General features: G+C 47.1%; 10 protein-coding genes. 3 read left to right on the top strand and 7 right to left on the bottom strand.

Annotated elements, in window-relative coordinates; genetic code table 11:
- Positions 1–100: 100 nt before the first annotated feature.
- The 7 genes from gtfA to CYJ37_RS08790 all read right to left on the bottom strand — a co-directional run bounded on the left by gtfA (position 101) and on the right by CYJ37_RS08790 (position 9,001).
- Positions 101–1,570, bottom strand: a complete 1,470-nt coding sequence (gene gtfA / locus CYJ37_RS08820; protein WP_101549183.1) for a sucrose phosphorylase — start codon at positions 1,568–1,570, stop codon at positions 101–103.
- Between the two features lie 12 nt (positions 1,571–1,582).
- Positions 1,583–2,539: a carbohydrate kinase family protein gene (locus CYJ37_RS08815; RefSeq protein WP_101549181.1), complete on the bottom strand. Its 957-nt coding sequence runs from the start codon at positions 2,537–2,539 to the stop codon at positions 1,583–1,585.
- A 200-nt stretch (positions 2,540–2,739) separates the two neighbouring features.
- Positions 2,740–4,410, bottom strand: a complete 1,671-nt coding sequence (locus CYJ37_RS08810) for a glycoside hydrolase family 13 protein (protein ID WP_101549179.1) — start codon at positions 4,408–4,410, stop codon at positions 2,740–2,742.
- 272 nt (positions 4,411–4,682) lie between these two features.
- Positions 4,683–5,519 carry a carbohydrate ABC transporter permease gene (locus CYJ37_RS08805; RefSeq protein ID WP_009792914.1) on the bottom strand — a complete coding sequence of 279 codons (837 nt, stop codon included), beginning with the start codon at positions 5,517–5,519 and terminating at the stop codon, positions 4,683–4,685.
- Positions 5,519–6,400: a carbohydrate ABC transporter permease gene (locus CYJ37_RS08800; protein WP_009792913.1), complete on the bottom strand. Its 882-nt coding sequence runs from the start codon at positions 6,398–6,400 to the stop codon at positions 5,519–5,521. The genes CYJ37_RS08805 and CYJ37_RS08800 overlap by 1 nt, the downstream gene beginning before the upstream one ends.
- An 84-nt stretch (positions 6,401–6,484) precedes the next feature.
- Complete coding sequence (locus tag CYJ37_RS08795; RefSeq protein WP_009792911.1) at positions 6,485–7,801, bottom strand: ABC transporter substrate-binding protein; 1,317 nt, start codon at positions 7,799–7,801, stop codon at positions 6,485–6,487.
- A 177-nt stretch (positions 7,802–7,978) separates the two neighbouring features.
- Positions 7,979–9,001 carry a LacI family DNA-binding transcriptional regulator gene (locus tag CYJ37_RS08790; RefSeq protein WP_009792910.1) on the bottom strand — a complete coding sequence of 341 codons (1,023 nt, stop codon included), beginning with the start codon at positions 8,999–9,001 and terminating at the stop codon, positions 7,979–7,981.
- 299 nt (positions 9,002–9,300) lie between these two features.
- Here CYJ37_RS08790 and CYJ37_RS08785 point away from each other — a divergent pair, with 299 nt between their 5' ends.
- The 3 genes from CYJ37_RS08785 to CYJ37_RS08775 all read left to right on the top strand — a co-directional run bounded on the left by CYJ37_RS08785 (position 9,301) and on the right by CYJ37_RS08775 (position 13,426).
- Positions 9,301–10,617 carry a hypothetical protein gene (locus tag CYJ37_RS08785; protein WP_101549177.1) on the top strand — a complete coding sequence of 439 codons (1,317 nt, stop codon included), beginning with the start codon at positions 9,301–9,303 and terminating at the stop codon, positions 10,615–10,617.
- Positions 10,618–10,887: 270 nt separating this feature from the next.
- Positions 10,888–12,186 carry an amidohydrolase gene (locus CYJ37_RS08780; RefSeq protein ID WP_101549175.1) on the top strand — a complete coding sequence of 433 codons (1,299 nt, stop codon included), beginning with the start codon at positions 10,888–10,890 and terminating at the stop codon, positions 12,184–12,186.
- Positions 12,179–13,426 carry a M20 family metallo-hydrolase gene (locus CYJ37_RS08775; RefSeq protein WP_101549173.1) on the top strand — a complete coding sequence of 416 codons (1,248 nt, stop codon included), beginning with the start codon at positions 12,179–12,181 and terminating at the stop codon, positions 13,424–13,426. The genes CYJ37_RS08780 and CYJ37_RS08775 overlap by 8 nt, the downstream gene beginning before the upstream one ends.
- The last annotated feature ends 6 nt before the right edge of the window (positions 13,427–13,432 follow it).

The raw sequence follows: 13,432 nt of genomic DNA, 5'->3' as shown, positions 1-13,432 counted from the left end.
CGGTACGCTTCTGGGCATTTAATGCGCCCCAAAGATAAAAGGCAGAGCCGCAGCTCTGCCTTTTATCTTTGGGGATGACGCCTTGCCACCCATATTAAATTCAAACAATATACATATCCATTTCCCCATTGTCACCAGCATACTCGATGGTACTCTTATTCGTTGCCAGATCAATGAACAATGTGCAGCTTTTGCTGCCGTTTCGCCAGGAGAGGCGGAGTTCGCTGTCTGGTGAGTCGAGGACCTGGAATTCGCCGCTGAATGCTTCATAATCATTGCGGAAGCGGATGAGCTTCAAGAGTCTCTGGACAACTGGCTTTTCCAGGGATTCTTCAATTTCCTCAAGAGTGAAGTTATGGCGGTTGATTTCGCGCCCTTCACCGGTGCGTGCTACATTTTTCACATCATTTTCACCGGCAAGAAGCCCGACATAATAGACCTGCGGGACGCCCGGCGTGAAGAACTGGATGGCTCTGGCAGCAAGATAGGCATCATCATCGCTGTTCAGGACGGAATAGTAGGAGCAGCGGATCTGGTGGACATCAAACCCGTCCTCTGCCTTATGTTCGTCAGAAAGAATCAGGCTCAGATTGGATCCCCTTTCAAGGCAGACATCCACAATGTCTTTCGCTTCCTTTGTATCGATCAGGCCGTCTAGGTCAGGCTTGACTGGTATGCCGTCATGGCAGTCGAGCATCGTGAACTGCTTGTGCGGGCGGTTCTTCAGGTAATCAGCCAGGTTCTTGCTTGATTTGTTGATCAGCGTCTCGAGTACACGGTATGGCAGGATAAAGTCATAGATCCAGAAGCCGTGTTCGGCTAGCTTATACTGAATGGAATAATGGGAATGAACCTCCGGCAGAAGCTCGATGCCCAGAGAATTCGCCAGCTCCATGATCCAGTCAAGGAACTCATAAATTTCCGGTTCAACAAAGAAGCAGCTGGTGCCAAGCTTTTTCACGACATAGCCGACAGCATCAAGGCGGACAATTTTGACGTTCTGCTCTTTGAAATTAGTGAAGAAGTCGGTTAATAGCTGCCTGACCTGCTCTGATTTGATATCAAGGTCAATCTGTTCAGAGGGGTCTGTTTTGCCAAAAGTGGTCCATACTGTCTCCTGTTCGCCTGTTTCCTCTATTGTGAAGGTTGAATATGGGAGCGGCCTCCGCAGGAACATCTTATCAACATCCTCCTGTACAGGCTGTCCGTCTTCCCAAAGCTTGTCAAGGGTGATGAACAGATCTGCATACTGGGACTGGCGGCCTTTTGCCAAAAAGTCCTGGAAGTACTCGGATTTCTGCGAGATATGGTTGACCATCAGGTCGACAAGGATATCAAAGTTTTCGCCGATCTTCCGGATATCTTCCCATCCCCCGAATTCCGGGTCGATTTCAAGATAGGTAAGCGGGGCAAATCCCCTGTCGCCTGAGGATGGAAAAGGTGGGAGGATATGCACGCCACCTTTGAAAATATCAGCAAAATGTTCTGTCATTACTTTGTTGAGCATTTTCAGATCTCCGCCGAGGGAGTCCGGATATGTGATAAGCTGTACTTGATTTTTAACTGCCATTTCTAAAACCTCCTACAGTCCGTACATTTCTTTTAGTTGTTCCAGCGGGGGCATGCTGCAGACCGCACCTGTGAATTTTAATTTATAGGCGCTAGCTGCCGAACCCAGCTCCAGGGCTTCCTTTACGGAAAAGCCTTTTACCAGTGCCGTATAAAAGCCTGACCAGAATGCATCCCCTGCACCGGTTGTGTCGATTACATCAGTCGCAAGCGGCTTGATTCGGAAGGTTTCTTCTCCATTGGATACGATTGCTCCATCCTTGCCGATCGTCAGGATGACAAGCTTTGCGCCAAGACCAAGGAATTTGCGGATCTGATTTTCATGGGTGTCCTTCCCGAACAGCCGCTCCGCATCGTCCTCAGATGGCTTTATAATATCGACCATCCCAATGATTGATTTAACGTACTCAATCCCTCCGGCCCCTTTTTTCCATACCATCTGATGGTAATTCGGATCCAGGCAGACCAGGATATTTTGGCTGCGCGCCTGTTCAATCACTTTTTCAATCGTATGGCGGGCCGGTGCCATCGAAAGGGGCCAGCAGGAAAAGTGGACGATTTTTGAATCCAGCAATGCCTTTTCAAGCTCTTCCGTATATTGGAGCTGATAGTCTGCCCCGCGGTAAAAGATGGGATCGGGCGTTCCTTTGCTTTTTGCGACCACAACCATACTGGTGGACGAATCTACCCGCTGAACCAGTCCCGGGTCAATCCCTGTTTTGCGGAGATGGCTGATAAGAAAGGTTCCCAGCCTGTCTTCCCCTACTGCAGACGCGACCAGGGAACGGATTCCCAGCCTCTTAACATTCATGGCAATATTGGCCGGTGATCCGCCAAAATAGTTATGATAAACTGCCGGCTCATCTGCAGGACTGTATTCTTCCGAAATCATGTCGATCAGGATTTCGCCTATCGTTAAAATATCATTGCCTCTCGGCTGGAATTCAATTTTCTCATCTAATTTAAGCATCGTAATCCTCCATCGCTGTACTTGCCGCAACTGATATTAAGGGAATATCTTTCTGCTCCTTTTTCCGGCAGACATGTCCAGTGCTGTCAGGCAGTCTGTACCGTTTTATACCGTCAGGCAGCCTCTATGACTCTACCTTCTGCAGGAGAAAAACTTTTACAAATATTGAGTGCAAAAAGAAAGGGGCAGGTGCCCCATTCTTACTTTAAGAGATACACCCTTGTTTCATAAGGGCTTAAAGTGAATTCCTTTTCCAGCTTCTTTTCAGGAACATCATAGTTATTTAAAACCAGTTCACTTGAAGCACCGCCGATTTCCGACGGCAGCTCTATTTTTTCAGGTTTGTCATGGAAATTGCAGATTACAAGGGCCTTGTCGCTTCCCATTGTCCTGGTATAGACAAAAAGTTTCCCATGGTCAGGAAGGATAAGCTCGTACTTTCCATATACAAAGACAGGGTTCTCTTTGCGGATGGCGATTAGTTTTTTATAAAAATGAAGAATTGAATTTTCATCCTTCAGCTGGCTTTCAACATTGATGGTACGATAGTTTGGGTTCAGGCCCAGCCACGTTTTGTTTCCTTCCGTGAAGCCGGCCATATGCGAGGCATCCCACTGCATCGGAGTCCGTGAATTGTCGCGGCCCTGTTTCCAGACGACCTCCATTATGTCATCGTGTGGAACGCCTTTTGCGGCTTCCACTTTGTAATAGTTCACCATTCCAACATCGTTATAATCTTCTATATCAGGGAATTTCACATTGGTCATCCCAATTTCCTGGCCCTGATAAATGAAAGGCGTGCCCTTCATCAGGAAGTAAAGCGCCCCAAGCATTTTCGCACTTTCCTTCCAGTACTGCTGGTCATTGCCCCAGGATGAAACACGGCGCGGCTGGTCATGGTTTTCGATAAACAGGGCATTCCAGCCTCGTCCTTCAAGGCCTTCCTGCCATTTGGTCAATGCTTTTTTCAGCGCTTTGACGTCCACAGCATCTTCTGTGTCCTTGTCCCACAGGTCAAGAAATTCAAATTGGAAAATCATATTAAAATAGCCATTTTCCTCGCCGACCCATCTGTCAGCATCAGGAATGCCGACTCCGTTGGCTTCTCCGACAGTCATGACGTCATAGTTGCGGATCGTCCTGTCCGCAAATTCTGTAAGGAAATCATCAATCCCAGGGAAATTCATCATTTTCGGAAAAGATGGGACTACATCCAGATTGTCCGGGTTTGGCATATCCGGGAAACCGGGCTCTTTTTTGATATGCGAAATCGCATCGATCCTGAATCCATCAATTCCTTTTTCAAGCCACCAGTTGACCATTTCATAGAGAGCTTCCCTGACCTCAGGATTCTCCCAGTTCAAATCCGGCTGGCGTGCAGAGAATATATGCATGAAGTATTGCTTTGTTTCTTCATCATATTTCCACGCAGGCCCGCTGAAAATGGATTCCCAGTTATTCGGCTCCTTGCCATCTTTTCCATCACGCCAGATATACCAGTCCCTTTTCGGATGATCTTTTGAAGAGCGGGACTCTAAAAACCATGGATGCTCATCACTCGTATGATTAATCACCAGGTCCAGGATCATTTTCATCCCGCGCTTATGGACTTCTTCAAGCAGAAGATTAAAATCTTCCATCGTGCCGAATTCATCCATAATATCCTGGTAATCAGAAATATCGTAGCCATTATCATCATTAGGCGACTTATACATCGGGCAGATCCAGATCACATCAATTCCCAGATCTTTAAGGTAATCAAGCTTCGTAACAATTCCTCTTAAGTCCCCGATGCCGTCTCCATTGCTGTCCATAAAGCTCCGCGGGTAAATTTGATAGGCTACTGCTTCTTTCCACCATGCTTTTTTCATCTCTGTCAAAATCCTTTCGTTGTGCCTTCATTTTTCTTGCAGAATTTAGCCTGGTTGAGGTGTGAAATCAGTGTTAATGGCGTTTTTTTAAAAAAACTATCTGGTATTGCCGCCGCTTAACACTGATTCAGCCCACTTTTTCAATAATTCGGCCAGTTTTTCTATTTTTTCTCCCTAAAATTACGGGAATTCACCCCAAAATCCGGGATATTCGTCTCACTTTACATTTTTTACCAAAAATACAACCTAATATCATTTAGCCGGACTCCAGCCTATTTAATAGATCCCTGCATCACGCCATTAATAATCGCACGCTGGCCGATCATGTACATGATCAGGATCGGGATGACGGTCAATAGAATCGCCGGGATCAGCAGTTCCCAGTTATTCATATATGTGCCGTTGAATACTTTCATCTGCACCGGCATGGTATAGACAGATTCATTGTTCAGCACCAGTGATGGCAGCAGGTAATCGTTCCAAATCCACAGCACGTTCAATATTGAAATCGTAACTGCGATAGGCTTCAGCATCGGAAGGACAATCAGGAAGAAGATCTGCAGGGAATTACAGCCATCAATTCTTGCTGCTTCTTCAACTTCTATCGGGATCGATTTGATAAAGCCATGGAACATGAATACGGAAAGCGCACTGCCGAACCCAAGGTAGAAAATGATCAATAGCGGAATAGGAATCGCATCAATCAGCTGCAGTTTCGCCCCATAGATATAAATCAGCGGGATCATGAGCGACTGGAACGGGATGACCATTGATGCAACCAGCACGGTGAAAAAGAATTTATTGAATTTGGACGGCCTTCTCACAAGATGGTACGCCGCCATGGCAGAGAAAAAGACAATGAACAGTGTGCTCAGTGTGGTAACGATGAACGAGTTCCTGAAGGTGACACCAAAGTTCATCATATTGATCACATCTGCAAAATGGGCGAAATTCCAGTTTTCCGGAAGGGCAAAGGGACTGGTCAGGATTTCGCCATTGGTTTTGAATGAGTTGATGATGAGCAGCACAAAAGGAAAAATAAAACTTACTAGGGCAATGATTGCCAATAGGTATAGAAAAGTGGTAGTGACAATTTTTTGCCTGGCCATTATGCTTCGACCTCCATTTTCTTGCTGGTATAAACTTGAAAACCGGTTACAGCGGCTACAATCACAAACAGGATAATCGCCTCAGCCTGTCCTGTCCCATAGTTCGATTCAATAAAGGCTTTATTGACGACATGCATGGATACCATCTTGGTGCTGCCAAAAGGGCCTCCATTTGTGAGAGCAAAATTCAAGTCATACACCATGAATGCATTTTTTAAAGAAAGGAACCCGGTCACTACGAATGAGGGAACCATTAAAGGCAGCGTAACATTCAAAAGCCTTCTGAACGGGCCGGCTCCATCGATTTTGGCTGCTTCAATCAGCTCTCTTGGAACACTGATCAATCCGGCGATGAAGATGATCATCATATAGCCGGCTGTCTGCCAGATGGTTACGATGACGAGCGACCAGAAAGCCATGGTCGGATCCCCGAGCCACCCGAGTTCAAGCCAATCTATGCCAAGTTTGGTGCCTAATGCAGGGAGCGACTGAACGAAGATAAATTGCCATATATAACCAAGTACCAGTCCACCGATCAGGTTAGGCGTAAAATAAGCTGTCCTTAATGAATTCTGGATCTTCAAGCCGGACGTAACCAGGTACGCCAGACCGAAACCGAACAAGTTGACAAAAAACACGGTTGCCACGACAAATTTAAGTGTCAGCCAAAGCGATTTCCAAAATTCCGTATCTTTTACAGCTTCCAGATAATTCGCCATGCCTGCAAACACCACCGGATCAGCCGGAGTCTGCATCGTATTAAAAGTGAGGAAAAGGCCGTATCCAAATGGGACCAGTACGGTGATACAGAAAAAAAGGAAAACAGGGCCCAGGAATAAAAGCGAATTGCCGATATCACCTATTTTTTTATTTTTCTTCATGCTTCCACATCCTGTCTGTTAGGTAAAAAAAGCAGGCAGGATAAGTTCTCTCCGCCTGCTTTTTTGTTTTCACTTGAGTCTGGATTATTCTTGGTGGGTCTTATAATAGGTTTCAAAAGCTTTTGCAAGGTCTTCTCTTTTGCTTTGACTCGCAATGTATTTCTGAACCTCAGGACCAAGGATAGTAGTCCAATCCCCTGTATTGATATAGTTGGTGCTGAAAGGCATTGTCTTGCCGGCAGCAAGTGCATCACTGATGGCAACGCCGAGCGGGTTGGTTACTTTGTTTGGATTGTTTTTGAATGCTGAGATGATTTGAGATTTATTAACGATAAAGTCTTGTCCTGCTTCATCGTATACCAGCCAGTTCAAGAATTCTTTCGCAGCGTCCTGTTCTTCTTTAGAAGCCTTCTTGTTCACAACAAATGCTTGAGTAGGACCGGCTGCAATCTTGTTGTTCAGCGGGTTATCAGGATTGTTGTCGACAGGGACAGGCATGAATCCAAAGTTTGTACCTTCAAGCGCTTTCAAAGAATCAAAAGCCCAGTTTCCGTTGAAAAGCATCGCAGAATCGCCTTTTCCGACAGCTACATGCGCAGCATCATAATATTGGCCAGTCGGACGTGCACCGAACATATTGTAATCCTCTGAAATCAGCATATCCAATGTGTCATAATAGCCGTTCCAGGCTTCATTCTTGTTATAATCGAATTTTCCGGCTTGCACTTCTTTCAAAGTTTCCGTTGGATCTTCTGTCTGATTAAGAAACAGAGAGCTGTAATGGTTCGCAACTGACCATGCTTCAGTCTGATAAGCCACTGGCTGCTTCACACCAGATTCCTTGATTTTATCCAATAGATCTGCCAGCTTGTCGCGTGTATTGATTGAGAATGGATCAAAGCCTTCGCCTGCTGCTTCTTCAACTACTGTCTGGTTGTAAACAAGTCCCATACCTTCCAGGGCGAACGGGAAACCGATTACATTTCCTTCTTCATCTTTAATGGCATCGCTTGTTTCTTCATTCCATTTTTCATCAGACAAATCGATTCCTACATCTTTATATTTATGAGTGGCATCATAAGGAGAAAACATTGCCAATGTAACCGTTTTCCCAGAGGCGGAAAGCTTATCATAAACGTTCAATGCGTCTCCGACTGCCACTGATTCAACCTGTACATTGATGTCCTTATGATCAGCCATAAAATCCTTTGCGGCCTGCTTAAACTGGGCATCAATCTCACCCTTGCCGTTTGTAACAATAATGTTTACTTTCCCATCTTTTGAGCCTGTATCTCCTTCAGAAGAATTGCCTGAGCAGGCTGCAAGAGAAAAGGTTAATGCGGCTGCCATGCCGGCAGCGGCCGTCTTTTTGAACATTCCTGATTTAGAGAAATTGAACATTTTTTTTACTTCCCCTCTGTTTGAGAATAGTTTTAGCAGATTAGACCATTAAGCTCTTCTGCATGAATTTGTGAAAAGGTTTTCCTAACTCTTACAATTATGATTATATTAAGTTATTAATATTTTGACAAGTACTTTTGAAAACGATTTCCTAAAAGTATTAATTTCAGCAAAAAATCACAATTCCCTATCTGCCTGCATCATTTTCTTGACACTGTCCCTCAGGCTCAGCCGGTAATCAATATAATGCTCTTGAGGCGCAGTTCCGGGCTGGCCAATATTTTGAAGCAGAGCCTCCATTGCTTTGGACCCCATAGCTTCAAAGTCGACCCTGACCGTTGTCAGCTGCGGGCGTACAAGCGTTGCCAATTCAATATCGTCAAACCCCGCAATTGAAATATCGTCAGGGACCCTGTATCCCTGGTCCTCTGCGCAATTTTTGGCGCCGATGGCAATCGTGTCGGATGCGCAAAGAATGGCGGTCGGAAGATCCCTCTTTCTAAGCAAAGTCACCATCGCCTCATACCCCTCCCCAGAGGAAAAGTTGCTTTCAGCAATGAAATCCTGATTGACAGGAAGACCTAGGCGTTTCATTTCATCAATAAAACCCTTATAGCGTGAATAGCCTGCTGACTGATCGTGCAGCGGACCATGAATCATTCCGATTTTTTCATGGCCGCAGCGTACCAGATACCTGACCATTTCTGTTATCGGTGTATAGTTGTCAACATCTACCCAGGTGATGTTTTGCCCAGTTACCTTCTGCCCGACTACTACAATGGGGATCTTATTGGCTTTTATCCAATCTACATGCTGCTCGGTCGTATGGATTGCGGATAAGATAATACCATCAACCTGCTTTTCTTTAAATATTTCAAGAGATTTCAGCTCCATTTCCGGATCGAGCCTGGTGTTGCTCAGGATAATATTGTAGCCATTCCTGTTAGCCACATCTTCAATGCCGTTGATGAGCTCGGCGGAAGTATAGTTGATTTGCGGAAAGATGACCCCTATTAAATTCGTAGATTTGCTGATCAGGCCCCTTGCAAGTGCATTGGGACGGAATTGGGTTTCACGGATGACCTTCTCGACTTTTTCTCTTATATCATCATTCACAGGCTTGCTCTTATTAATTACACGTGAGACCGTTGCAACAGAGACTCCTGCCATTTTTGCAATGTCTTTTATAGTTAATTTCATAGTTTATTCTCACCCTTCAGGAAAACGTTTTCTTGTCACTTTGAATCTATAATTACACAGCGGGTTTGTCAATATACTTATTGTTGGGTGCCAGGTACCATGAAAAGACACTTCACCCCATCTGTCCACGGAGCGTACCTGGTACCACAAAAAGACACTTCACCCCATCTGTCCACGGATGGTACCTGGCACCACAAAAAGACACTTCACCCCCTTTTGTCCACGGATGGTACCTGGCACGGAATTTTTGGTATATAATAGGCAGAAGATTACAGCTGATGCGGAAATAGGTGAATGGGATGGAGATTACATTAGGGGTTATTGGGCCTGAGGATTCGGTCCGGCATATTATGGATTCGGCGGAGTCTTTTTCGGATTTGCGGCTGGTTCCTTTTTATTATGGGAGCCTGGAGGATATTGACGGGATCATCGGGGAAAACCAGCAAAGGATCGATCAGTGGTTTTTTTCCGGTCAGGTCCCTTATACATATGCTTTATCAAAGGAGCTGATCTGTGAGGAGAACAGCTTCTATCCTCCCCTGTACGGCGCGAGCCTGCTTGGAAAGGTGCTGGAGTCTTATCTCGATAAGGAACGAGTGATCAAAAGCATCAGCCTGGATACGATCCAGGAAGAGGAGCTGGAAACGACGAAGCGCTATTTTTCTCTGCAGAGCCTGGAGATCCATTCTTTTTCTTATCCGGATTTCCGCCCTGTTGAGGAGCTGGCCGAGTTTCATATAAAGCTTTACCGTGAGGGCCGGACGGAGGCTGCTTTTACCTGCCTGCGGGGAGTCTATGACTATCTCAAAGAAATGGATATTCCCTGCTATCGTGTGTATCCTTCCCATCTATCGATTCAATTTGCGCTTAAAATTCTGAAAGAACGCGGCCACTCATCCTGGTATCAGCGTTCGCAAATGGCGCTGCTCGGAATTGAACTCATCCAGCCTGATAATGAGGGAGAATTCTTTCATTCCTATGAACGAAAGCACAAGGAGCTTGCTATGAAGAAGCTTCTCATCGAGCTTGCAGAGCATGTGAACGGTTCATATGTGCAAATTGGGGACGGCCTCTATTTTATCTACACAACGCGCGGCGAGGTAGAAATCAAACTTGATAAAAAGGATCTTTACGACCTGATTGAAACGGTCTATGCCCAGACCCATTTCCGCCTCCGCATCGGCCTTGGCTACGGAATCACAGCCCTTCAGGCGGAGGAAAATGTGCAAAACGCACTCAGGAGCGCCCGCCTGAAGGCCAAGCCGGCAATCGTTCTCGTTGATGAAAATGAGGAGCTGACAGAGTTTCATCCGTCCGGCGATTCGGTTACCTTTCATTCTAAAAAATGGAGTGACGAAGGTTGGGCAGACACGCTGAAAAAAGCGAATATCTCTCCTGTCGCGCTTTCGAAAATCCAGACATTGTCCAATTTTTATAAAAAAACCGAAGTGAATTCCCGGGAGGTGGCAGGCTGGCTGGAGAGCACTGAGCGGAATGCGCGGCGGATCCTTTCAGAGATGGAGACTATCGGCCTCGCTGAAAGCAAATCAGTCCAGACTGGCCAGTCAAAGGGCAGGCCGAGAAAGGTTTATAAACTTTTATTGAATGGTAATTAATAGCAAGCCAGCAGGAGTCTTCTGCCGGCTTGCTTTTTATTTTGCTTTCAAGCCCTGCCCTGCCCATTTTCTCACTATCTTTATATACCCTGTTTGTGAATTATTCTACAAAGTATCAATTTTCTAAATATTGTAGTATACTCCCCTTTAAGGAAAATAAACGGCAATTATCCGAAAACAAAAACTCTGATGATTGCCCCAACTTAATGTCTCTATAACTTTTCTAAATTAGGAAACAACCAAAATTTTACATACAGGGAGTGCTGAAATATGACCAGCGAGTTTGTCAAAAATCTTACTCCGCAGCTAGTGGAATGGCGCAGGACGCTTCATAGCCTGCCGGAATTGGGCTTTATGGAATATATCACAACCTACCGGATCGGGAAGGAGCTCGAGAAGATGGGCTTTACCCTCCATATCGGGAAGGATGCCCTGCAGGAAGATGCCCGCCTCGGCGTGCCGAAAAAAGAGGCCTTGGAAGCCCATGAGGAAAAGGCGGCGGCATGGGGAGTCGAGAAAGAATGGCTTGAAAAAATGTCAGGCGGCAATACCGGCCTAGTGGCAACATGGGACACAGGAAGAGCCGGAGACCATATCGGATTCCGCTTCGATATCGATGCCTTGCCGATCCTTGAGTCTGCCGATGAGTCCCACCTCCCATGCAAGCATGAATTCTCATCCGGGGAACCTAACGTGATGCATGCCTGCGGACATGACGGCCATGCGACAATCGGCCTTGGCACAGCGAAATATATTGCTGAGCATACCAATGAACTCAAGGGAAAATTCACGCTCCTTTTCCAGCCGGCAGAAGAAGGCGGCCGCGGTGCGAGAGCAATGGTCGCAAAAGGCTGGCTCGATGATGTCGATTATTTCTACTCCGGGCATATCGGGATTCACTCCTATCCGGTCGGAACCATCGCCGCAACAACGACAGGCTTCTTAGCCTCAACAAAGTACAATGTTTCATTCAAGGGAGTTTCCTCCCACGCAGGCATGCATCCGGAGCTCGGCAAAAATGCTCTGCTTGCCGCAACCACTGCAGCCAATAATCTATATGCAATCCCCCGCCATTTCGACGGCGTCACCCGCGTGAATGTCGGGCGCCTGACTGCCGGGAGCGGACGCAATATCATCCCAGAGGACAGCTATATGGAGATTGAAGTCCGCGGTGAAACGCATGCTATAGGTGACTATATGGCAGAGAGTGCCCTTCGGATCATCAAGGCGGCGGCTGATATGCATGATGTCTCCTGTACGATCGAGCCTGTCGGGGTCACCGAGGTGATGACCTGCAACGAAGAACTGATTCCGAAGATCCAGGAATGGTGCGCTTCAAGCGAGCTTGTCACAGAGGTCATCCCTTCTGTCCCTGTCTCCGGCTCTGAGGATGCAAGCTTTATGATGAACAAGGTCCAGGAGCATGCCGGTAAAGCCACCTATATGCTGTTTGGCACTAAGCTTGACTTCCCGCACCATCATCCTCAGTTTGATTATGAGGAAGGAGTGCTCGCGGCAGCGGTCGATACATTCGCCAGCATCATTAAAGGCGGCTCTTCTAATGGCTGATTTGAACAGCTGGCTTGAAAAAAATCTGGCCATCCTGAATACAGTCTCTAGCATGGACCAGCCGGAGGGCTTCACCCGCCTCAGCTTCACCGCCGAGGAAAAAGCTGCCCATGCTGCTTTCAGAAAAGTGGCGGAGGAGCTCGGGCTCCACACCCTTCAGGATGCGGCCGGCAATCAGTGGGCCATTTGGAAAACAGACAGCAGCCTGCCTCCTGTGGCCGTCGGCTCCCATCTTGATACAGTTGTGAACGGCGGCGGATATGACGGTCCAGCCGGGGTGCTCAGCGCCCTGGCCGCCATCAAAACACTGAAGGATTCAGGGTTCCAGCCAGCGAGAGATATTGCAGTCGTCTGCTTTGTCTCAGAAGAGTCAGCGCGATTCGGCCTGTCGACCATCGGCAGCAAAGCCGTTTCCGGGAAACTCAACAGCCGGGAAGCCGGCAGGATGACTGACCGCAATGGTGTCACTGTTAAAGAGGCTGCCGAGGAATTTGGGCTTGACTGGTCCAGGATCGAAGAAGCTGAACTGCCTGCTGAGAAGCTTGCCTGCTTTTTGGAGCTGCATATCGAGCAGGGAACCCATATTGAGCAGCATGGCGCAGAAATCGGGATTGTAAACGGCGTCGCCTGCCCGGTCCGGCTGAAGGTTCACGTCAAAGGAATGGCCGGCCATACCGGAACGACCCCAATGCATAACCGAAAAGATGCATTCGTCGCCATCGCCCCGCTCGTCACCTTTGTGCATGAAAGGGCGTCACAGTTAAGTGAAGAAAGCATCCAGCCGCTCGTCGCTACAGTCAGCACCGTTGAATTGAAACCGAACAGCATGAACGTTATCCCTGGAGAAATCGAGCTTGGCATTGACATCCGTAGCGTTGATGACATGCTGAAACGTTTTTTTGCTGAAGAAATAAAGGACTTTTGCCAAAAGGCCGCTGCAGACAGCGGGGTGGAAATCCACGTTGAAACCCTAATCAACAATGATTCCATCATGCTTGATCCCAACATGCAGCAGAAACTCACCGGCATATGCGGAGAGCTCGGCCTGAAAGCCCACAGCATGAACAGCGGCGCAGGCCATGATGTCATGAATATGGCAGCCAAATGGCCGTCCGGATTGATTTTTATCCCCTGCAAGGATGGCATCTCCCATCATCCAGATGAATTTGCCTCCATTGAAGACATGATCAAAGGTGTCCGGGTAATCACAAGATTCCTGGAAAAAGAGGCTTCCTTATAACAGCCG

It is taken from the genome of Bacillus sp. UMB0728 (assembly GCF_002858875.1).
Classification (GTDB): Bacteria; Bacillota; Bacilli; order Bacillales; family Cytobacillaceae; genus Bacillus_AB; species Bacillus_AB infantis.
The sequence above is the reverse complement of the archived record's forward strand: the minus strand, read 5'-3'. Positions and strand labels throughout refer to the sequence as shown.

What these genes read in the sequence shown, in the direction of transcription:
- gtfA (WP_101549183.1), bottom strand. Translation starts at nt 1,570, where the DNA reads ATGGCAGTTAAAAATCAAGTACAGCTTATCACATATCCGGACTCCCTC.
- CYJ37_RS08815 (WP_101549181.1), bottom strand. Translation starts at nt 2,539, where the DNA reads ATGCTTAAATTAGATGAGAAAATTGAATTCCAGCCGAGAGGCAATGAT.
- CYJ37_RS08810 (WP_101549179.1), bottom strand. Translation starts at nt 4,410, where the DNA reads ATGAAAAAAGCATGGTGGAAAGAAGCAGTAGCCTATCAAATTTACCCG.
- CYJ37_RS08805 (WP_009792914.1), bottom strand. Translation starts at nt 5,519, where the DNA reads ATGGCCAGGCAAAAAATTGTCACTACCACTTTTCTATACCTATTGGCA.
- CYJ37_RS08800 (WP_009792913.1), bottom strand. Translation starts at nt 6,400, where the DNA reads ATGAAGAAAAATAAAAAAATAGGTGATATCGGCAATTCGCTTTTATTC.
- CYJ37_RS08795 (WP_009792911.1), bottom strand. Translation starts at nt 7,801, where the DNA reads ATGTTCAATTTCTCTAAATCAGGAATGTTCAAAAAGACGGCCGCTGCC.
- CYJ37_RS08790 (WP_009792910.1), bottom strand. Translation starts at nt 9,001, where the DNA reads ATGAAATTAACTATAAAAGACATTGCAAAAATGGCAGGAGTCTCTGTT.
- CYJ37_RS08785 (WP_101549177.1), top strand. Translation starts at nt 9,301, where the DNA reads ATGGAGATTACATTAGGGGTTATTGGGCCTGAGGATTCGGTCCGGCAT.
- CYJ37_RS08780 (WP_101549175.1), top strand. Translation starts at nt 10,888, where the DNA reads ATGACCAGCGAGTTTGTCAAAAATCTTACTCCGCAGCTAGTGGAATGG.
- CYJ37_RS08775 (WP_101549173.1), top strand. Translation starts at nt 12,179, where the DNA reads ATGGCTGATTTGAACAGCTGGCTTGAAAAAAATCTGGCCATCCTGAAT.